This window comes from Streptomyces sp. NPDC051136, assembly GCF_044455745.1.
In the GTDB taxonomy this organism is placed as follows: domain Bacteria; phylum Actinomycetota; class Actinomycetes; order Streptomycetales; family Streptomycetaceae; genus Streptomyces.
Map to the genome: position 1 here is coordinate 17,950 of NZ_JBITFE010000012.1, position 22,719 is coordinate 40,668.

22 protein-coding genes are annotated in these 22,719 nt (G+C 72.8%); 18 read left to right on the top strand and 4 right to left on the bottom strand.

Annotated elements, in window-relative coordinates; genetic code table 11:
* The first annotated feature begins 37 nt into the window (after nt 1-37).
* The 11 genes from ACIBCJ_RS30235 to ACIBCJ_RS30285 all read left to right on the top strand — a co-directional run bounded on the left by ACIBCJ_RS30235 (nt 38) and on the right by ACIBCJ_RS30285 (nt 13,049).
* Nucleotides 38-1,687: a CTP synthase gene (locus tag ACIBCJ_RS30235; protein ID WP_362107369.1), complete on the top strand. Its 1,650-nt coding sequence runs from the start codon at nt 38-40 to the stop codon at nt 1,685-1,687.
* Nucleotides 1,688-1,773: 86 nt separating this feature from the next.
* Nucleotides 1,774-2,409: an NUDIX hydrolase gene (locus ACIBCJ_RS30240; RefSeq protein WP_133887894.1), complete on the top strand. Its 636-nt coding sequence runs from the start codon at nt 1,774-1,776 to the stop codon at nt 2,407-2,409.
* Between the two features lie 166 nt (nt 2,410-2,575).
* Nucleotides 2,576-4,603 (top strand): tetratricopeptide repeat protein, encoded by a 2,028-nt coding sequence (locus ACIBCJ_RS30245; RefSeq protein ID WP_365980662.1) that lies wholly within the window; start codon nt 2,576-2,578, stop codon nt 4,601-4,603.
* Between the two features lie 133 nt (nt 4,604-4,736).
* Entirely contained in the window at nt 4,737-5,861 is a 1,125-nt protein-coding gene (gene ald / locus ACIBCJ_RS30250) for an alanine dehydrogenase (protein ID WP_362107363.1), read from the top strand.
* A 438-nt stretch (nt 5,862-6,299) separates the two neighbouring features.
* Nucleotides 6,300-7,430: a ParA family protein gene (locus ACIBCJ_RS30255; RefSeq protein WP_166661864.1), complete on the top strand. Its 1,131-nt coding sequence runs from the start codon at nt 6,300-6,302 to the stop codon at nt 7,428-7,430.
* Complete coding sequence (locus tag ACIBCJ_RS30260) at nt 7,415-7,993, top strand: hypothetical protein (protein WP_362107358.1); 579 nt, start codon at nt 7,415-7,417, stop codon at nt 7,991-7,993. Before ACIBCJ_RS30255 ends, ACIBCJ_RS30260 begins: the two co-directional genes overlap by 16 nt.
* An 18-nt stretch (nt 7,994-8,011) precedes the next feature.
* Nucleotides 8,012-9,403, top strand: coding sequence for a segregation/condensation protein A (locus tag ACIBCJ_RS30265; protein WP_399283819.1), 1,392 nt, complete (start codon nt 8,012-8,014; stop codon nt 9,401-9,403).
* Between the two features lie 134 nt (nt 9,404-9,537).
* Complete coding sequence (gene scpB / locus ACIBCJ_RS30270; RefSeq protein ID WP_243860100.1) at nt 9,538-10,107, top strand: SMC-Scp complex subunit ScpB; 570 nt, start codon at nt 9,538-9,540, stop codon at nt 10,105-10,107.
* Nucleotides 10,107-11,222, top strand: a complete 1,116-nt coding sequence (locus ACIBCJ_RS30275; protein ID WP_365980661.1) for a pseudouridine synthase — start codon at nt 10,107-10,109, stop codon at nt 11,220-11,222. The genes scpB and ACIBCJ_RS30275 overlap by 1 nt, the downstream gene beginning before the upstream one ends.
* Nucleotides 11,223-11,310: 88 nt before the next feature.
* On the top strand, nt 11,311-12,030 hold the full coding sequence (locus tag ACIBCJ_RS30280) for an NUDIX domain-containing protein (protein ID WP_362107349.1): 720 nt from the start codon (nt 11,311-11,313) through the stop codon (nt 12,028-12,030).
* On the top strand, nt 12,027-13,049 hold the full coding sequence (locus ACIBCJ_RS30285; protein ID WP_365980660.1) for an ADP-ribosylglycohydrolase family protein: 1,023 nt from the start codon (nt 12,027-12,029) through the stop codon (nt 13,047-13,049). The genes ACIBCJ_RS30280 and ACIBCJ_RS30285 overlap by 4 nt, the downstream gene beginning before the upstream one ends.
* A 13-nt stretch (nt 13,050-13,062) precedes the next feature.
* Here ACIBCJ_RS30285 and ACIBCJ_RS30290 read toward each other — a convergent pair whose 3' ends face one another.
* Nucleotides 13,063-13,806 (bottom strand): DNA polymerase beta superfamily protein, encoded by a 744-nt coding sequence (locus tag ACIBCJ_RS30290; RefSeq protein WP_365980659.1) that lies wholly within the window; start codon nt 13,804-13,806, stop codon nt 13,063-13,065.
* Nucleotides 13,807-13,958: 152 nt separating this feature from the next.
* Here ACIBCJ_RS30290 and aroH point away from each other — a divergent pair, with 152 nt between their 5' ends.
* The 5 genes from aroH (at nt 13,959) to der (ending at nt 18,487) form a co-directional block, all read left to right on the top strand.
* Nucleotides 13,959-14,321, top strand: coding sequence for a chorismate mutase (gene aroH, locus ACIBCJ_RS30295; RefSeq protein WP_061445536.1), 363 nt, complete (start codon nt 13,959-13,961; stop codon nt 14,319-14,321).
* Nucleotides 14,318-15,403 carry a prephenate dehydrogenase gene (locus ACIBCJ_RS30300; protein WP_133887901.1) on the top strand — a complete coding sequence of 362 codons (1,086 nt, stop codon included), beginning with the start codon at nt 14,318-14,320 and terminating at the stop codon, nt 15,401-15,403. Before aroH ends, ACIBCJ_RS30300 begins: the two co-directional genes overlap by 4 nt.
* 176 nt (nt 15,404-15,579) lie before the next feature.
* Nucleotides 15,580-16,275, top strand: coding sequence for a (d)CMP kinase (gene cmk, locus ACIBCJ_RS30305; protein ID WP_133887902.1), 696 nt, complete (start codon nt 15,580-15,582; stop codon nt 16,273-16,275).
* On the top strand, nt 16,272-16,934 hold the full coding sequence (locus ACIBCJ_RS30310; protein WP_362511788.1) for a lysophospholipid acyltransferase family protein: 663 nt from the start codon (nt 16,272-16,274) through the stop codon (nt 16,932-16,934). Before cmk ends, ACIBCJ_RS30310 begins: the two co-directional genes overlap by 4 nt.
* A gap of 74 nt (nt 16,935-17,008) precedes the next feature.
* Nucleotides 17,009-18,487, top strand: coding sequence for a ribosome biogenesis GTPase Der (gene der / locus ACIBCJ_RS30315; protein ID WP_362107333.1), 1,479 nt, complete (start codon nt 17,009-17,011; stop codon nt 18,485-18,487).
* A 66-nt stretch (nt 18,488-18,553) separates the two neighbouring features.
* Here the strand turns inward: der and ACIBCJ_RS30320 are convergent, their stop codons facing one another.
* Nucleotides 18,554-18,847, bottom strand: coding sequence for a hypothetical protein (locus ACIBCJ_RS30320; RefSeq protein WP_362104233.1), 294 nt, complete (start codon nt 18,845-18,847; stop codon nt 18,554-18,556).
* Between the two features lie 73 nt (nt 18,848-18,920).
* The gene (locus tag ACIBCJ_RS30325) at nt 18,921-19,718 is read right to left on the bottom strand and encodes a hypothetical protein (protein WP_362104235.1); all 798 of its coding nucleotides are present in this window, start codon (nt 19,716-19,718) and stop codon (nt 18,921-18,923) included.
* A 409-nt stretch (nt 19,719-20,127) separates the two neighbouring features.
* On the opposite strand from ACIBCJ_RS30325, the gene ACIBCJ_RS30330 reads away from it, so the two are divergent.
* A complete protein-coding gene (locus ACIBCJ_RS30330) occupies nt 20,128-20,961 on the top strand; it encodes a hypothetical protein (RefSeq protein ID WP_362512196.1) in 834 nt (277 codons plus the stop codon).
* Between the two features lie 346 nt (nt 20,962-21,307).
* A complete protein-coding gene (locus ACIBCJ_RS30335; protein WP_362104239.1) occupies nt 21,308-21,523 on the top strand; it encodes an I78 family peptidase inhibitor in 216 nt (71 codons plus the stop codon).
* 9 nt (nt 21,524-21,532) lie between these two features.
* On the opposite strand, the gene ACIBCJ_RS30340 is transcribed toward ACIBCJ_RS30335, so the two are convergent.
* A complete protein-coding gene (locus tag ACIBCJ_RS30340) occupies nt 21,533-22,552 on the bottom strand; it encodes a phosphatase PAP2 family protein (RefSeq protein WP_362512199.1) in 1,020 nt (339 codons plus the stop codon).
* Between the last annotated feature and the right edge of the window lie 167 nt (nt 22,553-22,719).

The window sequence follows — 22,719 nt, forward strand, 5'->3', positions numbered from 1 at the left end:
CACCCCAGACCGCGACCACGGGAGCCCCCTCTTGGCCATGCCGCCCAAATCCTCGACGACCAAGCACATCTTCGTCACCGGGGGTGTCGCCTCCTCGCTGGGCAAGGGGCTGACCGCCTCCAGCCTCGGCATGCTGCTCAAGGCCCGGGGCCTGCGCGTCGTGATGCAGAAGCTCGACCCGTACCTCAACGTCGACCCCGGCACGATGAACCCCTTCCAGCACGGTGAGGTCTTCGTCACCAACGACGGGGCCGAGACCGACCTGGACATCGGCCACTACGAGCGCTTCCTCGACCGCGACCTGGACGGCACCGCCAACGTGACCACCGGCCAGGTGTACTCGGCCGTGATCGCCAAGGAGCGGCGCGGCGAGTACCTGGGCGACACCGTGCAGGTCATCCCGCACATCACCAACGAGATCAAGCACCGCATCCGCCGCATGGCGACGGACGAGGTCGACGTCGTGATCACCGAGGTCGGCGGCACCGTCGGCGACATCGAGTCGCTGCCGTTCCTGGAGACCGTCCGCCAGGTCCGGCACGAGGTCGGCCGCGACAACGTGTTCGTCGTCCACATCTCGCTGCTGCCCTACATCGGCCCGTCGGGCGAGCTGAAGACCAAGCCGACCCAGCACAGCGTCGCCGCCCTGCGCAACATCGGTATCCAGCCGGACGCGATCGTGCTGCGCTGCGACCGCGAGGTGCCCACCGCGATCAAGCGCAAGATCTCGCTGATGTGCGACGTCGACGAGGCCGCCGTGGTGGCCTGCCCCGACGCCCGCTCCATCTACGACATCCCCAAGGTCGTCCACACCGAGGGCCTGGACGCCTACGTGGTCCGCAAGCTGGACCTGCCCTTCCGCGACGTGGACTGGACGACCTGGGACGACCTGCTCGACCGCGTGCACAAGCCCGAGCACGAGATCGTCATGGCCCTGGTCGGCAAGTACATCGACCTGCCCGACGCCTACCTCTCGGTCACCGAGGCGCTGCGGGCCGGCGGCTTCGCCAACCGGGCCCGCGTCAAGATCAAATGGGTCACGTCCGACGACTGCAAGACCCCGGCCGGCGCCAAGGCGCAGCTCGGCGACGTCGACGCGATCTGCATCCCGGGCGGCTTCGGCGAGCGCGGTGTGACCGGCAAGGTCGGCGCGATCGAGTACGCCCGCGAGAACAAGATCCCGCTGCTCGGCCTCTGCCTGGGCCTGCAGTGCATCGTGGTCGAGGCCGCCCGCAACCTGGCGGGCGTCGGGGACGCCAACTCCACCGAGTTCGACCCCGCCACCGCCCACCCGGTCATCTCCACCATGGCCGAGCAGCTGGACATCGTGGCCGGCGAGGGCGACCTGGGCGGCACCATGCGGCTGGGCATGTACCCGGCGAAGCTGGCCGAGGGCTCGATCGTGCGCGAGGTCTACGACGGCAAGGAGTACGTCGAGGAGCGGCACCGCCACCGCTACGAGGTGAACAACGCCTACCGCGCGGAGCTGGAGAAGAAGGCCGGCATCGTCTTCTCGGGCACCTCCCCGGACGGCAAGCTCGTCGAGTACGTCGAGTACCCGCGCGAGGTGCACCCCTACCTGGTGGCCACCCAGGCCCACCCGGAGCTGCGCTCCAGGCCGACCCGTCCGCACCCGCTCTTCGCCGGGCTGGTCAAGGCCGCGGTCGAGCGGAAGACGTCGAAGTAACACACCAGTTGTACGGTTGGCCGGGGCACGCGCACTCAACGGCGCGGGCCCCGGCTTTCGCGTACGTCTGGAAGGGCAGGTCACCGATGACGGGCAGCACGATCAAGGACGTCCCCGAGGAGTGGGAGATCCGGGGCAGCCGGACGCCCTTCCGGGGCAAGAAGACTTCGGTGCGCACGGACGACGTGGTCATGCCCGACGGCTCCGTGACCTCCCGCGACTACCAGGTCCACCCCGGTTCCGTGGCCGTCCTCGCCCTGGACGGCGAGGGCCGGGTGCTGGTCATCCGCCAGTACCGGCACCCCGTGCGGGAGCGGCTGTGGGAGATCCCGGCCGGCCTGCTCGACGTCCCCGGCGAGAACCCGCTGCACGCCGCGCAGCGCGAACTGTACGAGGAGGCGCACGTCAAGGCCGAGGACTGGCGGGTGCTGACCGACGTCTACACCACCCCCGGCGGCTGCGACGAGGCCGTACGGATCTTCCTGGCCCGGGACCTGTCGGAGGCCGCGGGCGAGCGCTTCGAGGTCGAGGACGAAGAGGCCGACATGGAGCTGGAGCGGGTGCCCGTCGCGGACCTGGTCCGGGGCGTGCTGGCGGGGGAGCTGCACAACAACTGCCTGGTCGTGGGCGTGCTGTCGCTGGTCGCGGCGCAGCAGGGCGACGGCCTCGACGCGCTCCGCCCGGCCGGGGCACCGTGGCCGGCCCGCCCCTTCGAGGCCTGAGCGGTGCCTGAACCGTCGCTGACCGGTGTGACGATCGGTTGATCCGATCGGGGGATCCGTCCGCCGCGCTCCGCCGGGAACGTCGCAGAGCGTGAACTAGGCTCGGAAACGCCCGAACCGGGCTTCCGGCGGGCACCGGCGTGCGGTGGGATCGGGAGTGTGGCCCGTGACGGATCAGGCGGTGGACACGGACGGCGTACGACTGTCTCAGGAGCCTGCTGAGGGGCGCGGGTTCCTGGGCCGCACCCGCGAGTTGAAGGAGCTGCGCGCCGACATCGAGCGCGCGGGCCTCGACACCCTCTCCGGCCGCAAGGCCCCTCGCGCGCGCGTCCTGCTCATCGCCGGCCGGCCCGGCTCGGGGCGCACCGCGCTCGCCGAGGAACTGGCCGCCCAGGTCGCGGACGACTACCCGGACGGGGTGCTGCGGGCCCGGCTGAGCGAGCCGGACGGCACCCGGGTGCCCGTCGACCGCCTCGCCCGGGACCTGCTCGCCGAGCTGGACCGCACCGCGCCGCCCGGGGCCGACGAGGACGACCTCACCGAGGCCCTGCGCACCGCGCTCGCCGAGCGCAGGGCCCTGCTCCTGCTCGACGCCGTCGCGGACGCCGAACAGGTCGACGCGCTGCTGCCGGACACCCCGGGCTGCCTGGCCGTCGCCGTGGCCGAGGGGCCGCTGACCGGCATCTCGGACGTCCGCCCGTGCACGCTGGGCGGACTCGACACCAAGTCGGCCGTGGAGCTGCTGTCCCGCCACACCGGCTCGGTCCGCGTCACCGTCGACCCCCGGGCCGCCGAGCAACTGGTCGAGCTGTGCCAGGCGCAGCCCGCCGCGCTGACCCTGGCCGGCGGCTGGCTCGCGGCCCGCCCCCAGTCGGCCGTCGCCGACCTCGCCAAGCACCTGCACGCCGAGCACGAGGAGGCGGACGCGATCGGCCGCGTCTTCCGGCTCGTGTACGCGTCCCTGCCCAGCACCGCCGCCCGGATGCTGCGGCTGCTGTCCCTCGCCCCGGCCGGCCTGGTCGACCCGCACACCGCCTCCGCGCTCGCCGGCTGCTCCGTGAGCGGCGCCCGCGCCACCCTGGACGACTTCGCCGCCCTCGGTCTGCTGCGGGCCGTCGACTCGCCGCTGCCCGCGTACGAGGTCCCCGGGTGCCTGCACGACCGGCTGGGCCGCCTCGCGCGCAAGCACGACCGGCCCGCCGAGCTCCAGCTGGCCCGCGCCCGGATGCTGGAGCGGACGGTGCGGCTGCTGCAGTCCTGCCGGGCGGTCACCGAGACCGACAGCCCGCAGGCCCGCGAGAAGCTCCTCGCCACGCCGCGCGACCTGCGCTTCCCGCACCCCGGGGCGGCCGCGGACTGGCTGCGCTCCCGGCGCCCCGCCCTGCTCGCCGCGGCCCGCCTCGCGGTCGCCGACGGGGAGCTGGACACCCTCGCCCGCCGCCTGATGTCCCAGCTCGTGCGGGCGATGGTGGCCCACTTCGGCACCCGGGCGGCCGCCCCCGACCTGTACGGCATCCACCGTCTCGTGCTCGACGTGGCCGAGCGCCGTGAGCTGCCCCGGGAGAAGGCGGCGGCCCTGCTGAACCTGGCCGACCTGGACGCCCGCACCGGCCGCACCGCCGAAGCCCTGGTGCGCTACCGGGCCGCGCTGGACGCCGGACGCGAGGCGAACGACCCGTACGCGACCGGCCGCGCGATGGAATCCGTGGGCGGCGCCCATCTGGAGCTCGGGGACTACGACCGCGCCGCCGACTGGTTCGGCCGGGCCCTCGCCCAGCGCCTCGCCCGGGACGAGCGCGCCGACGCCGCCCGCGTCTGGGGCCGGGTCGCCACCGCCCACACCTACGCCGGACGCTACGGCGAGGCGGTGCGGTCCTGGCGGGCGGCCGTCTCCGGGTACCGCAGGACCGGCGACGTGGCCGCGCACGCGCGGGCGCTGTCCGAGCTGGCCCGGGTCCAGGAGTACGCAGGGCGCCCCGAGGAGTCGCTGCGCACCTGCCGGGAGGCCGTCGACTGGGCCCGCCGGGCCGAGGACGTACGGCTCCAGGCCGCTCTCCACCTGCGGCTCGCCGACACGCTCGACCGGCTCGGCGACCCCACCGCGGCGGGCCTGGAACGGGGGGCGGCCGAACGGATGCTGAGGGAGGATCCCGCAGACGCCTGCGAAATCCGCAGCGCAGAGTCTGAAGATTAATGCTTTGAAAGGCTAGACAGAGAGAACGCCTTCATTAGACTGGCTGTGCCGCACGTTCTCCTGCGGTCTCTCCCGGTGTGCCCGCGCTTGAGTGGGTATGCCTTGTAATAGCCCATTCTCTGAGCCAAGGACCGTGATCCACGTGAAGGTCGGCATCCCCCGCGAGGTCAAGAACAACGAGTTCCGGGTGGCCATCACCCCCGCCGGCGTGCACGAGCTGGTGCGCCACGGTCACCAGGTCGTCGTCGAGCGCGACGCCGGCGTCGGCTCCTCGATCCCCAACGAGGAGTACGTCGCGGCCGGTGCGCGGATCCTCGACACCGCCGACGAGGTCTGGGCCACCGCGGACCTGCTCCTGAAGGTCAAGGAGCCGATCGCGGAGGAGTACCACCGCCTGCGCAAGGACCAGACGCTCTTCACCTACCTGCACCTGGCCGCGTCCAAGGAGTGCACGGACGCCCTCATCGAGTCCGGCACCACCGCCATCGCCTACGAGACCGTCGAGCTGCCCAGCCGCGCCCTGCCGCTGCTGGCCCCGATGTCCGAGGTCGCGGGCCGGCTGGCCCCCCAGGTCGGCGCCTACCACCTGATGGCGGCCAACGGCGGCCGCGGTGTGCTCCCGGGCGGGGTCCCCGGTGTGCTCGCGGGACGGGCCGTCGTCATCGGCGGCGGCGTCTCCGGCTGGAACGCCGCGCAGATCGCCATCGGCATGGGCTTCCACGTGACCCTGCTCGACAAGGACATCAACAAGCTCAAGGAAGCCGACAAGATCTTCGGCACGAAGATCCAGACCGTCGTCTCCAACGCCTTCGAGCTGGAGAAGGCCTGCCTGGAGGCCGACCTCGTGATCGGCGCCGTGCTGATCCCGGGCGCCAAGGCCCCGAAGCTGGTCACCAACGAGCTGGTGTCCCGGATGAAGCCCGGGAGTGTCCTTGTCGACATCGCGATCGACCAGGGCGGCTGCTTCGAGGACTCCCACCCGACCACCCACGCCGAGCCGACCTTCCCGGTCCACAACTCGGTCTTCTACTGCGTCGCCAACATGCCCGGCGCGGTGCCCAACACCTCCACCTACGCGCTGACCAACGCCACGCTGCCGTACATCGTGGAGCTCGCCAACCGTGGCTGGGCCGAGGCGCTGCGGCGCGATGCCGCGCTGGCCAAGGGCCTCAACACCCATGACGGCAAGGTCGTTTACAAGGAGGTCGCCGAGGCGCACGGCCTGGAGCACGTCGAGCTGGCCTCGCTGCTCGCCTGACCTGCCCGGCCCGCCGGCCCGGCCGCCCCGCGCGACCGGTAAGTCGGCTAAGTCATCAACCGGGAAAGGCGATACGTCAACAGTCGTCGTCAACCCCGCACACCCGGCCGGACCTTGCCCGACAAGGTCCGGCCGGGTGTGTGTATGGTCACTTTGCGATTCTCGGTCAACTCGCCTCGAACGTAACGCTTCAACCGATTCGCGCACCGGTGAAACCTGCTGTGCGACGGTCGTACGCCCTTGACAGAGGGATGTTTCATTGCCGACACATCGGGCCGGGTCCGGCGGATTGTGTTGCTGCGGACGGCCGACACGCCATAGAGTCGCCGAACGTCGGCATGGTGCCACGCTGACCTGTCTAGAAGTTCCCTGGTCACCAAGGAGGTAAGACGACTTGTGAATGAGTCGACATTTACTCCCGGGGGTGGTCAACCAGGAATGCCGGCACGAACCCACGGTCCCGGGCAACTCGAGGCTGTCGGCTCCGTAGCTGTACGCACCTCCGCAGCCGACCACCAGAGTCCGCAGGCAACTCGGACAGCACACATGAGTATGGATGGCCAACACGTGAACGCCATGGCCGGCGACGGAAGTGGCGCGCCCCGCAACCACTTCGCCGACTACGACGAACTGCCCGAGGGGCACTTCTACGACCCGGACGCGGAGTACGAGCCGGATCCCGAGTACGCCGCCACGCTCGCGCCCGACGCGGCCCGCCAGCGCCGTGAGCGCATCGGCCCGACCGGACGCCCGCTGCCGTACTTCCCGATCCCCGGCCCGCTGACCGAGCACGGCCCCGCCAAGATCATCGCGATGTGCAACCAGAAGGGCGGCGTCGGCAAGACCACGTCGACCATCAACCTGGGTGCCGCGCTCGCCGAGTACGGGCGCCGGGTGCTGCTCGTCGACTTCGACCCGCAGGGCGCGCTGTCGGTCGGACTCGGCGTCAACCCGATGGAGCTCGACCTCACCGTCTACAACCTGCTCATGGAGCGGGGCATGGCGGCCGACGAGGTGCTGCTGAAGACCGCGGTCCCCAACATGGACCTGCTGCCCAGCAACATCGACCTGTCGGCGGCCGAGGTGCAGCTGGTGAGCGAGGTCGCGCGCGAGTCCACGCTGCAGCGGGCGCTCAAGCCGCTGATGGACGACTACGACTACATCGTGATCGACTGCCAGCCCTCGCTGGGCCTGCTCACGGTCAACGCGCTGACCGCCGCGCACAAGGTGATCGTGCCGCTGGAGTGCGAGTTCTTCGCGCTGCGCGGGGTGGCGCTGCTGACCGAGACGATCGAGAAGGTCCAGGAGCGGCTCAACCCCGACCTGGAGCTCGACGGCATCCTCGCCACGATGTACGACTCGCGCACGGTGCACAGCCGTGAGGTGCTCGCGCGGGTCGTCGAGGCGTTCGACGACCACGTCTACCACACGGTCATCGGGCGCACGGTCCGCTTCCCGGAGACCACGGTCGCCGGTGAGCCGATTACCACGTACGCGTCCAACTCCGTCGGTGCCGCCGCCTACCGCCAGCTCGCCAGGGAGGTGCTCGCCCGGTGTCACGCCGAGTGAGTCTGCCGGGGGCCGACGAACTCTTCCGTACGACAGGGGGAACGGCGCTCCAGGCGTCCACCCCGCGGCGACCGGCGGGCGGCGAGGCCCGGGTGCCGGCCCCGGCGGGGGAGAGCGACCAGGCCGCCGCCGAGGACGCACCGCAGTCGGTGCCCGCACAGGGCGGTGACGGCGAGGGCGCGGAGCACGCCGCGGCGGACGCGGAACCGGGTCCGGCGGGCGAGTCGCGCACCCGGGGCACGGAGCGCTCCGCACGGGGCTCCGACCCGGGAACGGCGGCGCAGGAAGGTTCTGCCGCCCAGGGCGGCGACCGGTCACGCAAGCGCGGCAGGGCCGCCGCACGCCGCCCCAGCGGGCGGGAGCGTCACGACGAGAAGATCACCGTGTACGTCTCCGCCGAGGAGCTGATGGACCTGGAGCACGCCCGCCTGGTGCTCCGGGGCGAGCACGGCCTGGCCGTCGACCGCGGCCGCATCGTCCGCGAAGCGGTCGCCGTGGTCCTCGCCGACCTGGAGAGCCGCGGGGACGCCAGCATCCTCGTACGACGGCTGCGCGGTCGGTAGCGGTAGCCTGCGGGGGCCATGACCTCGAACGACGCTCCCACCCCCGGCAGCGGCCCGCGTGCCGGCCGCCGGCGTGCGCTGGGCAGGGGCCCCGGGGAGCGGGTGGCTCCGCCGGTCACCGGGGAACCGCTCGCGGACGCCGACCCGCCGGCTTCCGCCGACGCGCAGGCTCCCGCCGACGCGCAGGCTTCCGCCGGGCCGTCGGCTTCCGCCGTACCGGAGACGTCCGCCCTGCCAGTGGTGTCGGCCGTACCTGAGGCTTCCGCCGGGCCTGAGGCTTCCGCCGTACCGGAGACGTCCGTCCTGCCGGTGGTGTCGGCCGTACCTGAGGTTTCCGCCGTACGGGAGGCGCACGCTCTGCCGGAGGCGCCCGCAGTACCTGAGGCGTCGGCCGTACCGGAGACGTCCGTCGTGCTGGAGGCCGGGCGCTCCGGCCGCCTGGCCGTACCGGCTCCGGGGGGCGCGGTGGTGCCCCCCGCGGGCCCCGAGCCGTCGCGGACCCCGGCCGCCCCCCGGCCCGGGACTCCTCCGCGAGCGCCCGCCGCCCCGGCGGAGACGGAACCGCAGGGGGAGCCGGAGCCCCTGGAGCCGGAGCACGGCGACGGTGTGTTCAAGGTGCGGCTCGCCAACTTCGAGGGACCGTTCGACCTGCTCCTCCAGCTGATCTCCAAGCACAAGCTGGACGTCACCGAGGTCGCGCTGTCGAAGGTGACCGACGAGTTCATGGCGCACATCCGGGCGATGGGGCCGGACTGGGACCTCGACCAGACCACCGAGTTCCTGGTGGTCGCGGCGACCCTGCTCGACCTCAAGGCGGCCCGGCTGCTGCCCGCCGCCGAAGTCGAGGACGAGGCCGACCTGGCCCTGCTCGAAGCCCGCGACCTGCTCTTCGCCCGCCTGCTCCAGTACCGCGCGTACAAGCGGATCGCGGACATCTTCAACGAGCGCCTCGACGCCGAGGCCCGCCGCTACCCCCGTACCGTCGGCCTGGAGCCGCACCACGCCGAGCTGCTGCCCGAGGTCGTCATCAGCATCGGCCCCGAAGGCTTCGCCAGGCTCGCCGTCAAGGCGATGCAGCCGAAGCCCAAGCCGCAGGTGTACGTCGAGCACATCCACGCGCCCCTGGTCAGCGTGCAGGAGCAGGCCGGGATCGTCGTCGCCCGCCTGAAGGAACTGGGAGAGGCCAGCTTCCGCGTGCTGGTCCAGGACACCGAGGACACCCTGACCGTCGTCGCCCGCTTCCTCGCCCTGCTGGAGCTTTACCGGGAGAAGGCCGTCGAGCTGGACCAGGAGACCGCGCTCGGCGACCTGCTGGTGCGCTGGACCGGCGGCGACGGGGACGTCCAGCCGGCGGTCACCGACGAGTTCGACCGGCCGCCCGAGGTGCCGAAGGAGGAGCAGAAGGCGTGAGTGAGCAGACCGCGCGGCGGAACACGGAACCGGCCGCGGACGCCACGGAAGGCGCGCAGCCGGCCACGGAGGGCGCGGGCGGCCCGGACGGTGTCGCCGGGCTCGACCTGAAGCCCGCGCTGGAGGCCGTCCTCATGGTCGTCGACGAACCCGCGACCGAGGAACAGCTGGCGAAGATACTGCAACGGCCCCGGCGGCGGATCGCCGACGCCCTGCGCGAGCTGGCCGACGAGTACGCCGCCCAGGGCCGCGGCTTCGAGCTGCGCCTGGTCGCGGGCGGCTGGCGCTTCTACAGCCGGGCCGAGTACGCCGCCGCCGTCGAGGGCTTCGTCCTGGACGGCCAGCACGCCCGCCTCACCCAGGCCGCGCTGGAGACCCTCGCGGTCGTCGCCTACCGCCAGCCGGTCAGCCGCAGCCGCGTCTCGGCGGTGCGCGGGGTGAACTGCGACGGCGTGATGCGCACCCTCCTGCAACGGGGCCTGGTCGGGGAGGCGGGCACGGAACCCGAAACAGGTGCGATCCTGTACGTGACGACGAACTACTTCCTGGAGCGGATGGGCCTGCGCGGCCTGGACGAGCTCCCGGAGCTCGCGCCCTTCCTCCCGGAGGCGGAGGCGATCGAGGCCGAGACGCTGGAAGGGGTCCCGTCGTTCGATCCGGACGCCCCGGAAGCCGGGGACGCAGACGACAAGACGGAATTTTGATGCGAAGCAGCAGCGGCAGGAACAGCAGCGGAAACAACGGCGGGAGCCGTGGTGGCAACAGCGGCGGCCGCGGCGGGAGTGGCGGTGGCCGCGGCAACTACCGCGGCGCCGGCAACGACCGCGACGACAAGCAGGGGGGCCGTCCCAAGAAGCCGCGCCCGGAGGAGCGGCGCTATGACGTGGGCCCCGGCGCGACCAAGGACGGCCCGAAGTCCGGCCGCGGCCCCGCGGCCCGCGGTGGTGCGAAGGGCGGCCCGAAGCGGCCCCAGCAGCGCGGCCGCAGCGCCCCCGCCACGTCCCGCGAGTACGAGACGCGGGCCGAGGAGCGCAACCGCGAGCGGTACGCGGGCAAGAAGGACGTCAAGCTGCCCAAGACCTTCCCCGGCGCCGAGCAGGAGGGCGAGCGGCTGCAGAAGGTCCTCGCGCGCGCGGGCTACGGCTCCCGGCGTGCCTGCGAGGAGCTGATCGAGCAGGCCAGGGTCGAGATCAACGGCGAGATCGTGCTGGAGCAGGGGCGCCGCGTCGACCCGGAGAAGGACGAGGTCAAGGTCGACGGCCTGACCGTGGCCACGCAGTCGTACCAGTTCTTCTCGCTGAACAAGCCCGCCGGTGTCGTCTCCACCATGGAGGACCCGGAGGGCCGCCAGTGCCTCGGTGACTACGTCACCAACCGCGAGACCCGTCTCTTCCACGTCGGCCGGCTCGACACCGAGACCGAGGGCGTCATCCTGCTCACCAACCACGGCGAGCTGGCCCACCGCCTGACCCACCCCCGGTACGGCGTGAAGAAGACCTACCTCGCGCACATCGTGGGCCCGATCCCGCGCGACCTCGGCAAGCGCCTCAAGGACGGCATCCAGCTGGAGGACGGGTACGCGCGCGCCGACCACTTCCGGGTCGTCGAGCAGACCGGCAAGAACTACCTGGTCGAGGTGACCCTGCACGAGGGCCGCAAGCACATCGTCCGCCGGATGCTGGCCGAGGCGGGCTTCCCGGTCGACAAGCTGGTGCGCACCGCGTTCGGGCCGATCACCCTGGGCGACCAGAAGTCGGGGTGGCTGCGACGCCTGTCCAACACGGAGGTCGGGATGCTCATGCAGGAGGTCGAGCTCTAGGGGTTCCGGGAGCCGCGAGGCTCCGGGGGTTGTCCCACGCACCCACCTCTCTTTATAGTCCTGGTGACTATTAAGGGGGTGGGTGTTCGTGCGCGGCTACGACAAGCACGCCTTCGAGCCCTTCGCGGTGACCGTGGACCTCGCCGTCCTCACGCTCCGCGCGGGCGCGCTGCACGCGCTGCTCGTCGAGCGGGGCCAGGAGCCGTACGCGGGCCGCTGGGCACTGCCCGGCGGCTTCCTGCTGCCCGACGAGTCCGCGGAGCAGGCGGCCCGCCGTGAGCTGGCCGAGGAGACCGGCCTGGCGGACGTGACCGGGCTGCACCTGGAGCAGCTGCGGACCTACAGCGACCCCGGCCGCGACCCCCGGATGCGGGTCGTGTCCGTCGCCTTCGCAGCCCTGCTGCCCCGTCCCCCCGAGCCGTACGGCGGCGGTGACGCGGCCGAGGCCCGCTGGATGCCGTACGAGAGGGCCGAGGGCCTCGCCTTCGATCACGACCGGATCCTGGCCGACGCCCGGGAGCGGGTCGGCGCCAAGCTGGAGTACACCTGCCTGGCCACCGCCTTCTGCCCGGACGAGTTCACCCTCGGCGAGCTGCAGCAGGTCTACGAGACGGTGTGGGGCACGGCCCTGGACCGGCCCAACTTCCGCCGCAAGGTCCTCGCCACCCCCGGCTTCGTCGAGCCCGTCCCGGGCGCCGCCCGCCTCACCGGAGGCCGCGGCAAGCCCGCCGCCGTCTACCGCGCGGGACCGGCCACAGCACTGCACCCACCGCTGCTCCGCACCCCTCGGGAAGGACGCCCCGCATGACCACGACCACCGGCACCGAGCGCGCCGCCACCGGAGCGCTCACCGGCCTCGCCCTCGGCGACGCACTGGGCTTCCCCACCGAGTTCGACGACGTCCCGGCCATCCTCGCCAAGTGCGGCCCCTGGCGGGAGATGACGCTGCCCCGGCCCGCGATCGTCACCGACGACACGCAGATGACGCTCGCGCTGGGCAAGGGGCTGCGGACGGCAATGGACCGGGGCGTCCTGGCACCCGAAGGGATGACCGAGCCGGTGCGGCAGGGGTTCATCGCCTGGAACCGCTCACCGGAGAACAACCGGGCCCCCGGCAACACCTGCCTCAGGGCCTGCGGTCTCCTGGAGCGAGGAGACCGCCCCTGGCAGGACGCCAGCCAGATCCACTCCAAGGGCTGCGGCGCCAACATGCGCGTCGCGCCGGTCGGCCTCATACCCGGACTGAGCGACGAACAGCGTGCGGGCGCCGCCCAGTTGCAGTCCGCGCTCACCCACGGGCACCCCACCGCGCTCGCCGCCTCCGACCTCACCGCGCACGCCGTACGGCTGCTGGCCGAGGGCGCCGAGCCGACCGGGCTGGTCGGGCGGCTGCGCTCGTACGCCTACGACAACCGCACCCGCTACCACGAGCGCTGGCTCGGCGACCTGTGGACCCGCACCCAGGACCCGACGCCCGAGCGCTTCATCGCCCGCGGCTGGGACGAGTGCCTGGCGGCGCTCGACCGGCTCCGGGACGCGGTGCGCACCGTGTCGCCCGAGACCGACCCCTGCCTCGCCGTCGGCGAGGGCTGGATCGCGGAGGAGGCCCTGGCCGCGGGACTGCTCTGCTTCCTGCTCTTCGTCGACGAGCCGCTGACCGCCCTGCGCCGCGGCGCCTGCACCTCCGGCGACTCCGACTCCATCGCCTGCCTCGCGGGCGCCTTCGCGGGCGCCCACCTGGGCCCCGACGCCTGGCCGGCCGACTGGGCGGACCGCATCGAGTACCGCAGCGACCTGCTGGCCCTCGGAGCGCTCTGGGACGCCTGAGGCGCGGGCCGCGTCAGTGCTCCCCGGCGCCCCGGCCGCGTACGACGCCCTGCACGACTTCGTCGTACGGACCCGGCCGGAGCGCCGAGGCGCGGCGGGCGCGGTACAGGAAGTCCTCGACGCGGCGCCGGTCCGGTCCGGCCGGCAGCGGGCTGCGCCGGGCGGCTTCCTCGCCCTCCCGCGCCAGTCGGGTCATCCGCGCCTCCACCTCCGGCCAGGGCACCTCGCCGCGCTTCACCGCGAGCAGCGACTCCCGCTCCTCGCCGACGTCGATCGTCAGGGCGCCCGTGCGCAGCAGGTCGCGGGCGCTGGTCAGCAGCCGCAGCAGGTGCATCGCGTGCTTCCAGCGCGGGGCGCCGTGGACGCGCACGTCGGCGTCCAGCTTGTGGCGCTGGCCGTGCGCGTACCGGGTGAACGTGTCGTGGGCCCGGCGGGACAGGAACGCCTCGCGCAGCGCCAGCAGTTCGAGGCCCGTGTCGTCCACGTACTCCACGAGCGGGGAGTGCAGGCACTCCAGGATGTTCGGGTTCGCCCGCAGCGCCAGCTCGCAGAAGCGCTCCAGCTCCCAGCTGAACCGCTCCTCCCCGGGGCCCTCCACGTGCGTCGGCGGCTTCTCGAAGCGCCAGTACAGCTCCGTGGGCGCGAGGAAGACACCGCGGCGGTCCGTGTCGCTGTCCCGCGTCGCCAGACCGAAGGCGCGCGAGCCCATGACACAGGCGTAGATCGTGTGGTCGCGGACCAGGGTCTCGGGGTGCATGGCGGGAGCGTACGCGGGCCGGTCACGCCGGGCGGAGCGAATTACCGGCGTCTCAGAGGACGGGCGCCGCGGGCCGGAGCCAGGGGGGCTGACTAGGCTGGACGGACCAAGAGGCCAAACACGCGTCAGCAACGTCAGCAAGGAGCATCGCCGTGGCGGTACGAGCGGTCCGGGGCGCCGTCCAACTGGAACGGGACGAGGCGGGGCACATGGACGAGCAGGTCGCGGCCCTGCTGACCGCCCTCATGGAGCGCAACGGCCTGACGGTCGACGACCTGATCAGCCTGTGGTTCACCGCCACCCCCGACCTGCACAGCGACTTCCCGGCCGCCGCCGCCCGCGGGCTCGGCATCACCGACGTGCCGCTGATCTGCGCCCAGGAGCTGGACGTCGAGGGCGCCATGCCGCGCGTCGTCCGGGTCCTCGCCCACATCGAGTCCGACCGGCCCCGCGCCGAGATCGCCCACGTCTACCTCGGCGCCGCCGCGGCCCTGCGCAAGGACATCGCCCAGTGAGAACCGCACTCGTCATCGGCACCGGCCTGATCGGCACCTCCGCCGCGCTCGCCCTCACCGCGCGCGGCGTCACCGTCCACCTCGCCGACCACGACCCCGGTCAGGCCCGCACCGCCGCCGCGCTCGGCGCCGGCACCGACGAGACCCCGGACGGGCCGGTCGACCTCGCGATCGTCGCCGCACCGCCCGCCCTGGTCGCCGACGTGCTCGCCGACGCCATGGCCCGCGGCGCCGCCCGCGGCTACATCGACGTGGCCAGCGTCAAGGGCGGCCCCCGGCGGGAACTGGAGGCACGCGGACTCGACCTGTCCGCCTACATCGGCACGCACCCGATGTCCGGCCGCGAGAAGTCCGGGCCGCTGGCCGCCACCGCCGACCTCTTCGAGGGCCGCCCCTGGGTGCTCACCCCGACCCGGGACACCGACACCGAGGTGCTGAACCTCGCCCTGGAGCTGGTCTCGCACTGCCGCGCGGTGCCCGTGGTGATGGACGCCGACGCCCACGACCGTGCCGTGGCCCTCGTCTCCCACATGCCCCACCTGGTCTCCAGCATGGTCGCCGCGCGCCTGGAGCACGCCGAGGAGGCCGCCGTACGACTGTGCGGCCAGGGCATCCGCGACGTGACCCGGATCGCCGCCTCCGACCCCCGGATGTGGATCGACATCCTGTCCGCCAACCCGGGTCCGGTCGCCGACCTGCTCACCGACGTCGCCGCCGACCTGGAGGAGACCGTACGAGCCCTGCGCGCCCTGCAGTCCGCCGACGAGGACAAGCGCCGCGAGGGCGGCAGCGGCATCGCCGAGGTGCTGCGGCGCGGCAACGCCGGGCAGGTCCGCGTACCCGGCAAGCACGGCTCGGCCCCGCGGGCCTACGAGACGGTGGCCGTCCTCATCGACGACCAGCCCGGCCAGCTGGCCCGCATCTTCGCGGACGCGGGACGGGCCGGGGTCAACATCGAGGACGTACGCATCGAGCACGCGACCGGACAGCAGGCGGGTCTGGTGCAGCTCATGGTGGAGCCGAAGGCCGCCGCCGTCCTCACCGCGGCCCTGAAGGAGCGGGGCTGGGCGATCCGCCAGTGATCGCGGCCCCGGACGCCTGTCGGAGGGGCCCCGGCGGCCCGGTAACCTAGAGCCTGTCCGACGATTCCCGCCTGCCCGGCCGGGCGGACGACGGAAGATCGTCGGACAGGCCCTGTCCGGGACGCGCTCGCGTCCCGCACACCACCCACCGCACCGCACCAGGAAGGTGTCCCCTCGTGGAAAACGGCGCCGCCCCGACCGTCCCGGCCGTGATTGTCGCCATCGACGGTCCCTCCGGCACGGGCAAGTCGAGCACGTCGAAGGCCGTGGCCGCACAGCTCGGCCTGAGCTACCTGGACACCGGTGCGCAGTACCGGGCGATCACGTGGTGGATGGTCAGCAACGGCATCGACACCGACGACCCGCACGCCGTCGCCGCCGCGGCCGGCAAGCCCGAGATCGTCTCCGGCACCGACCCGGCCGGCCCGACCATCACGGTCGACGGCGTGGACGTGGCCGGCCCGATCCGCACCCAGGAGGTCACCTCCAAGGTCAGCGCGGTCAGCGCCGTGCCCGAGATCCGCGCCCGGATCACGGAGCTGCAGCGCTCCATCGCCGCCGCCGCGCCGCTCGGCATCGTCGTCGAGGGCCGCGACATCGGCACCACCGTGCTGCCGGACGCCGACCTCAAGATCTTCCTCACCGCCTCGGCGGAGGCCCGCGCCGCCCGCCGCAGCGGCGAGCTGAAGGGCGCCGACGTCAACGCCACCCGCGAGGCCCTGATCAAGCGGGACGCGGCCGACTCCAGCCGCAAGACCTCCCCGCTGGCCAAGGCCGGCGACGCGGTCGAGGTGGACACCACCGCCCTCACCCTGCCGCAGGTCATCGAGTGCGTCGTCACCCTCGTCGAGGAGAAGCGGGCGGGGAAGTGACCGCGTCCTCCGCAGCGCCCGTCCCCTCGGAGAAGGGCGCCGAGGTCGGCCGGCGCATCGGCGTCGGCCTGATGTACGGGCTGTGGAAGCCGCGCGTGCTCGGCGCCTGGCGGGTGCCCGCCACCGGCCCGGTGATCTACGCCGTCAACCACGCGCACAACATCGACGGCCCTATGGTCATGGGCGTGGCGCCCCGGCCGACGCACTTCCTGATCAAGAAGGAGGCGTTCGTCGGCCCGCTCGGGCGCTTCCTGACCGGCATCGGCCAGCTGAAGGTCGACCGCCACTCCGCCGACCGCGCGGCCATAGGGCAGGCGCTCGGCGTGCTGGCCGACGGCGGCGTGCTGGGCATCTTCCCGGAGGGCACCCGGGGCGAGGGCGACTTCGCCTCGCTGCGGGCCGGGCTCGCCTACTTCGCGGTGCGCAGCGGTGCCCCGATCGTCCCGGTCGCGGTACTGGGAAGCACGGACCGTCCCGGACGGTTGATAAAGGCGCTGCCCCCGCTGCGCACCCGCGTCGACGTCGTCTTCGGCGACCCGTTCGACGCGGGCGACGGCAGCGGGCGGCGCACCCGCAAGGCGCTGGACGAGGCCACCGAACGCATCCAGAAGCAGCTCACCGCGCACCTGGAAAACGCCAGGCGCCTCACCGGGCGCTGAGTGACACTTGAGTAGTGGATCACCCGGTACAGGGGTGCACCACCGATCACCACGATGAACGAGGTACGGACTTCATGAACGACCACATCCACTCCGAGGGCTCGGGCGAGGAGCACGACCACGGGGCGCTCGGCGACGCCGAGTACGCGCAGTTCATGGAGCTGGCCGCCGAAGAGGGCTTCGACATCCAGGAGGTCGAGGGCGCGATCGAGGAGGCCGGGCACGGCCCGCTGCCCGTCCTCGCCGTCGTCGGCCGCCCCAACGTCGGCAAGTCGACCCTCGTGAACCGCATCATCGGCCGCCGCGAGGCCGTCGTCGAGGACAAGCCCGGCGTCACCCGCGACCGCGTCACCTACGAGGCCGAGTGGGCCGGCCGCCGCTTCAAGGTCGTCGACACCGGCGGCTGGGAGCAGGACGTCCTCGGCATCGACGCCTCCGTGGCCGCGCAGGCCGAGTACGCGATCGAGGCCGCCGACGCGGTGGTCTTCGTCGTGGACGCCAAGGTCGGCGCCACCGACACCGACGAGGCGGTCGTCCGGCTGCTGCGCAAGGCCGGCAAGCCCGTCGTGCTGTGCGCCAACAAGGTCGACGGCCCGAGCGGCGAGGCCGACGCCTCCTACCTGTGGTCGCTGGGCCTGGGCGAGCCGCACCCGGTCTCCGCGCTGCACGGCCGCGGCACCGGCGACATGCTGGACCGCGTCCTGGAGGCGCTGCCCGAGGCCCCGGCGCAGACCTTCGGCACCGCCGTCGGCGGCCCCCGCCGCATCGCGCTGATCGGCCGCCCCAACGTCGGCAAGTCCTCGCTGCTGAACAAGGTGGCGGGCGAGGAGCGCGTCGTCGTCAACGAGCTGGCCGGCACCACCCGCGACCCGGTCGACGAGCTGATCGAGCTGGGCGGCGTCACCTGGAAGTTCGTCGACACGGCGGGCATCCGCAAGCGCGTCCACCTCCAGCAGGGCGCCGACTACTACGCCTCGCTGCGCACCGCCGCCGCCGTCGAGAAGGCGGAGGTCGCGGTCATCCTGATCGACGCGTCCGAGTCGATCTCGGTGCAGGACCAGCGGATCGTCACCATGGCCGTCGAGGCGGGCCGCGCGGTCGTCGTCGCCTACAACAAGTGGGACACCCTCGACGAGGAGCGCCGCTACTACCTGGAGCGGGAGATCGAGACCGAGCTGGGCCAGGTGGCGTGGGCGCCGCGGGTCAACGTCTCGGCCCAGACCGGCCGCCACATGGAGAAGCTGGTTCCCGCGATCGAGACCGCCCTGGCCGGCTGGGAGACCCGGGTCCCGACGGGCCGGCTCAACGCCTTCCTCGGCGAGCTGGTCGCCGCCCACCCGCACCCCGTGCGGGGCGGCAAGCAGCCGCGCATCCTCTTCGGCACCCAGGCGGGCACCAAGCCCCCGCGGTTCGTGCTCTTCGCCTCGGGCTTCATCGAGGCGGGCTACCGGCGCTTCATCGAGCGCCGGCTGCGCGAGGAGTTCTCCTTCGAGGGGACGCCGATCCACATCTCCGTGCGGGTGCGCGAGAAGCGCGGCGCGAAGAAGAAGTAGGACCCACCGCCACGCGAGAGGGCGCCCCCGGCCGGGGGGCGCCCTCTCGCGTCACTCGTCCTGCCCTCAGGTGCCGGACCGCGGGGCCGGTGGCAGCGCGGCCGGAACGTGGTGCGTGCCGCTGACGCGCTGCCACACCGACTGCTGGCCGACGCGGGCGCTCTGGGCCCCCGCGCTGTAGGCGCTGTAGGCACTTCTGCCGCGCGGGATGCTCCGGAAGGCCGTGAACCCCAGCTCCTCCTCACCGCTGCGATCGCCCGGCAGCGATCGGAAGGACCGGACGTACTCGGCGTAGAGCGCGTCGTAGATCGGCGTGGCCGAGGGGCCGCCGTGGCGGTGGAAGGCGTCGTATGCGTACACGTATGTCCAAACGACCTCGCGCGGGAAGGGATGCGGCCGGGGCGACGGCCGTCCGGAAGCCGCGTGAACGGGCTCAGGTGCCGGCCAGCGGCAGCGCCGCCGCGACCAGCTGGCCGTTCGCCGCCGCCTTGTCCAGCGCGTCCCGCAGCAGGTCCTCGCGCGGCTGCCGGCCGATCGACCCGACGGGCGCGGCGAACATCAGCACCTGCTGGTGCTTGTTGGCCGCCGTGCGCCAGCCCTCGGTGACCTGGAGCGGCTGGTGCGCCTGCCACCAGGCCACCGGCCGCCCGCCGGCCGCCCCGGGTTGCAGCACCGCGTGCAGCTGGCCCATCGCCAGCAGGACGGACCAGCCGTGCAGCACGGCCGGCGCGGTCACCAGTTCGGTGACCGGCATGAAGCCCTGCTCGATCAGCAGCGGCAGGAAGTCGTCGCCCGCACCGGCCGTGCCGGGCCGTGCGATGGGAGCGGTCGGTTCCACCACGAGGGCGGGGTGCAGCTCTCCGGCGATCAGGATCAGCCCGCTGGTCACACCGAGCACGGCCTGCTCGGGCGAGGACTTCTGGGGCGCGGCGGCAGCGGACTCGGAGCGGGCCTGGTCGGCGCTGATGGACCGCACGGCCCCCTGCAACTGCTCCTCGGTGACCTTGACGACCTGCGAGGGCAGGCAGCCCGCGTGGGCGAAGGCGAGCACGGCGGTCTCGTCGCCGATGAACAGGACGGTGCTGGTGCGCTCCTGCTCACAGTCGCCCGGGGTGCGGCAGGACGTGCAGTCGTAGCTGCCCGGGGCGGACTCCCCGGCCAGCAGGCGGTCGGCTTCTTCGTCGCCGATCTCGGCGCGTACGTCGTCGCTGACGTCGAGCATGCGCGGCACGGGTGGCTCCCTCGGGATGCGGTGCGTGGCCGGACCGGGTGGCTCCCGGGCCGTGGTCCGGGCGGGTCCCCGGCTCATGCATGGACAACGGGGGACCGGTGGCGGGAGTCACGCCCCATGGCCAACGGAATCGAACCATGCGACGCCCGCGACCGCTCCGGGGCCGCAGCCGTCCCGTCCGGCCCAAGTCAGCTGCTGCGTACAGGGATTGGGGCGGAGGGGCGAGCGGCATCCTCGTGGTCACGAGTCGACAAATCAGGAAATCAGCGAATGAACCGGGTGACCGGAAAGCGCCGTCCCCGGGCGTTCGCACGGGTCGTGACCACATCGCAATCGGACACGGACAACCAGGAGGCGGGGTCCCGGGTCTCACTGGGCGACGAGAAGCCCAGTGGAGGAACCGCACCGCATGATGCCGCCGGCCCCGCCGGCCGCCCCGCTGCGCGCCGACTGCATCGGCGACTCCGCGGGCGGTCTGACCTTCGACGTCGCCGCGCGCGGAAAGACCGGGGCGGCCCTGCTGATCCTGCGCCGCCGCGGGGCCGACGGCGAGGATCCCGCGGACACGGTGAGCCTGCCGCTGGCCCCGGCGGCCGAGGGCCGGCTGCGCGCCGCGCTGCCCAGCAGCGTGTCCCTGCCCGAGGGCCGCTGGGACGCCTACGCCCGCCTGTCCGGCGGCGGGCCGCGCCGCCTGGTGCCCGGTGTGACCGACCTGCGCTCCCTCGCCGAGCGCACCCCCGGCGGGCTGCTCGGCCACGTCGCCGTCCGCATCCCGTACGCCACCCCGCAGGGCAACCTCACTGTCCGCAGCTGGCTGCGCGCCCCGCACGCCGAGGCGGGGGAGCTGGGCCTCGCCGACAGCGGCCTGACGGTGCGCGGGAGGGTGTACGGCACCCGGCTCGCGCCCGGGGCGTACGCCGAGCTGCGCGCCCGGCCCGGGGAGGGCGGGGACGGGGGCGACGGCGTACGCCGGCTGGACGTCGCGGCCGAGCGGACGGAGTTCGTCTTCACCGTGCCCTACGACGGCTTGGCGCCGGGCCTGTGGGACCTGTGGCTGCGGCCCGCCGGCGACTCGGGTCCCGCCGTGCGGCTCGCGCGGCTGCTGGACGACGTCGCCGACAAGAACCCCGTGTTCACCTTCCCCCGCGCACGCGTGCGCACGTCGCGCGGCCCCGGAGAGGCCGGGCCGTACTACACCGGGGACAACGACCTCTCGCTCGTCGTCGCCCCGCTGGAAGCCTGACCGGACTGACCCCGCATGTCCGATGTGGGATTCGCGTAAGCGCCTCACGATCTCTTCCGCAGCGGGCTCGCGAAGGAATGTCCGGGTGCGCTCGGGCCCGGAATGCGGTGTGCCGCCGGTGCGCCCCGCGCGTCTTTTCCGTCCACTTATTCGAACCGCTGCCGCGACGCGCGGAAATTCACCTGGGCCGCGTGCGGAACACGGGTGAATCCGCCCGTTCGGGTGAACGCGTTCCATCAAAACGGCGCGCATGATCCTGTGACAAAGATGTGACCGTAGGTGCATCAGGGGCCGGTGTTACCGGTGCGGGCTTCCCCGCTCCCGGGGCAGGGCATAGCGTGGCGGTATGGCACCGATTCCGACACCACCGGCCGAGCCGCAGGACAGTCCGGACACCTACGTCGGCCTCGATCCCGACGCGGCCGAACGGCGGGCGCGGGAGCGTGGCTGGTCCACGGTGCGGTCCCTGGCGCCCGGCACGGTCATCACCATGGAGTACCGCGTGGGCCGCCTGAACCTCGAGGTGAAGGACGGCCGGGTGTCCCGCGCCTGGAAGGGCTGACGCCCGCCGTCAGCCGCCCGACAGGGGGCGTGCGGCCGGGGCGGAGCCGCGCGGGTGGCGGTCGGCGTGCGGCGGCCGGCGGCCGGCGGCCGGGGTCACCGGCGTACGGTCCGAGCGGGTCGTGTGCGGCCCGGCGGCCAGGTACACCGGAGGCCGGGCGCTGCGGGGCGTGGCGACCGGCTCGCAGGCCGGTGCCTCGGGCCGGCCGGAAGCGGGCGGGGCGGCGGGCGCGGGACTGCCGACCGGCCGCCGTGCGGTCCTCTCGCGGCCGCGAGAGGCGGACCAGCGGTCGCGCAGACCGAGGATCCACGCCTCGGCGCGGGCGATCAGCGGTTCGAACCAGGGGAGCGCCAGCAGGATCAGCAGTCCCGCCGCCCAGCCGAGGACCACGTCGCTGAGCCAGTGCGTACCGAGGTAGACGGTGGACATCCCCACCCCGAGCGAGGTGACCGCGGACAGTGCGGACAGCCAGCGCCTGGCGCGGTGCGTCGCGGCCAGGTAGGCGAGGATGCCCCAGGTGACGACGGCGTTCGCGGTGTGACCGCTCGGAAATATATCGCCGCCGAGCCACATCTCGTTGGCGCCGATCGTGGTCGCGTAGTGCGGTCCCAGCCGGCCCATGCCGTACTTGGCGGCGCCGACGGTGATGTTCAGCAGCAGCAGGGAGACGCCCAGCGCCAGCAGCGGACGCAGGGTGTGCTGCCGCCAGGAGCGCCAGCCGAGCCAGGCCGCGACCATCACGGCGGTGGGGCCGCGCTGGCCGAGCACCACGTAGTAGTCGACGAACGCGTGGATCTGCGGCCACTGCTGGTAGGGCCGGAAGAACATGACCTGCCAGTCGAGCCGGACCAGCCACGAGGTGATCACCACGGCCCACACGATCGCGATGTAGAACGCGAGGGTCGAGGCGAACAGCACGAGCCTGTGCCGGGACATCTCCGGCGCGTCCAGGAGCTCCGGTCGTTCCGGCTCCCGGTCCAGTCTCGCGAACACCCGGTCCAGACGGGTGGGCTTCCGTTCGGTACGCACCCAATCGACGTTACAGCGAGTGAGGAGTGATCCCCGACGAATCAACGGCTTTGTGATGACGATGTGATGTGGGATTCCTCTCAGGCGGGGCCCTATTTCCGGGTAATCCGCAATGGCGGTCGGCTGCGGACTTCAATTCCTTTGATCTGTCCGGCCGGCGATTTTAT

What these genes read in the sequence shown, in the direction of transcription:
- ACIBCJ_RS30235 (WP_362107369.1), top strand. Translation starts at nt 38, where the DNA reads ATGCCGCCCAAATCCTCGACGACCAAGCACATCTTCGTCACCGGGGGT.
- ACIBCJ_RS30240 (WP_133887894.1), top strand. Translation starts at nt 1,774, where the DNA reads ATGACGGGCAGCACGATCAAGGACGTCCCCGAGGAGTGGGAGATCCGG.
- ACIBCJ_RS30255 (WP_166661864.1), top strand. Translation starts at nt 6,300, where the DNA reads ATGCCGGCACGAACCCACGGTCCCGGGCAACTCGAGGCTGTCGGCTCC.
- ACIBCJ_RS30265 (WP_399283819.1), top strand. Translation starts at nt 8,012, where the DNA reads ATGACCTCGAACGACGCTCCCACCCCCGGCAGCGGCCCGCGTGCCGGC.
- scpB (WP_243860100.1), top strand. Translation starts at nt 9,538, where the DNA reads ATGGTCGTCGACGAACCCGCGACCGAGGAACAGCTGGCGAAGATACTG.
- ACIBCJ_RS30275 (WP_365980661.1), top strand. Translation starts at nt 10,107, where the DNA reads ATGCGAAGCAGCAGCGGCAGGAACAGCAGCGGAAACAACGGCGGGAGC.
- ACIBCJ_RS30285 (WP_365980660.1), top strand. Translation starts at nt 12,027, where the DNA reads ATGACCACGACCACCGGCACCGAGCGCGCCGCCACCGGAGCGCTCACC.
- ACIBCJ_RS30290 (WP_365980659.1), bottom strand. Translation starts at nt 13,806, where the DNA reads ATGCACCCCGAGACCCTGGTCCGCGACCACACGATCTACGCCTGTGTC.
- der (WP_362107333.1), top strand. Translation starts at nt 17,009, where the DNA reads ATGAACGACCACATCCACTCCGAGGGCTCGGGCGAGGAGCACGACCAC.
- ACIBCJ_RS30330 (WP_362512196.1), top strand. Translation starts at nt 20,128, where the DNA reads ATGATGCCGCCGGCCCCGCCGGCCGCCCCGCTGCGCGCCGACTGCATC.
- ACIBCJ_RS30335 (WP_362104239.1), top strand. Translation starts at nt 21,308, where the DNA reads ATGGCACCGATTCCGACACCACCGGCCGAGCCGCAGGACAGTCCGGAC.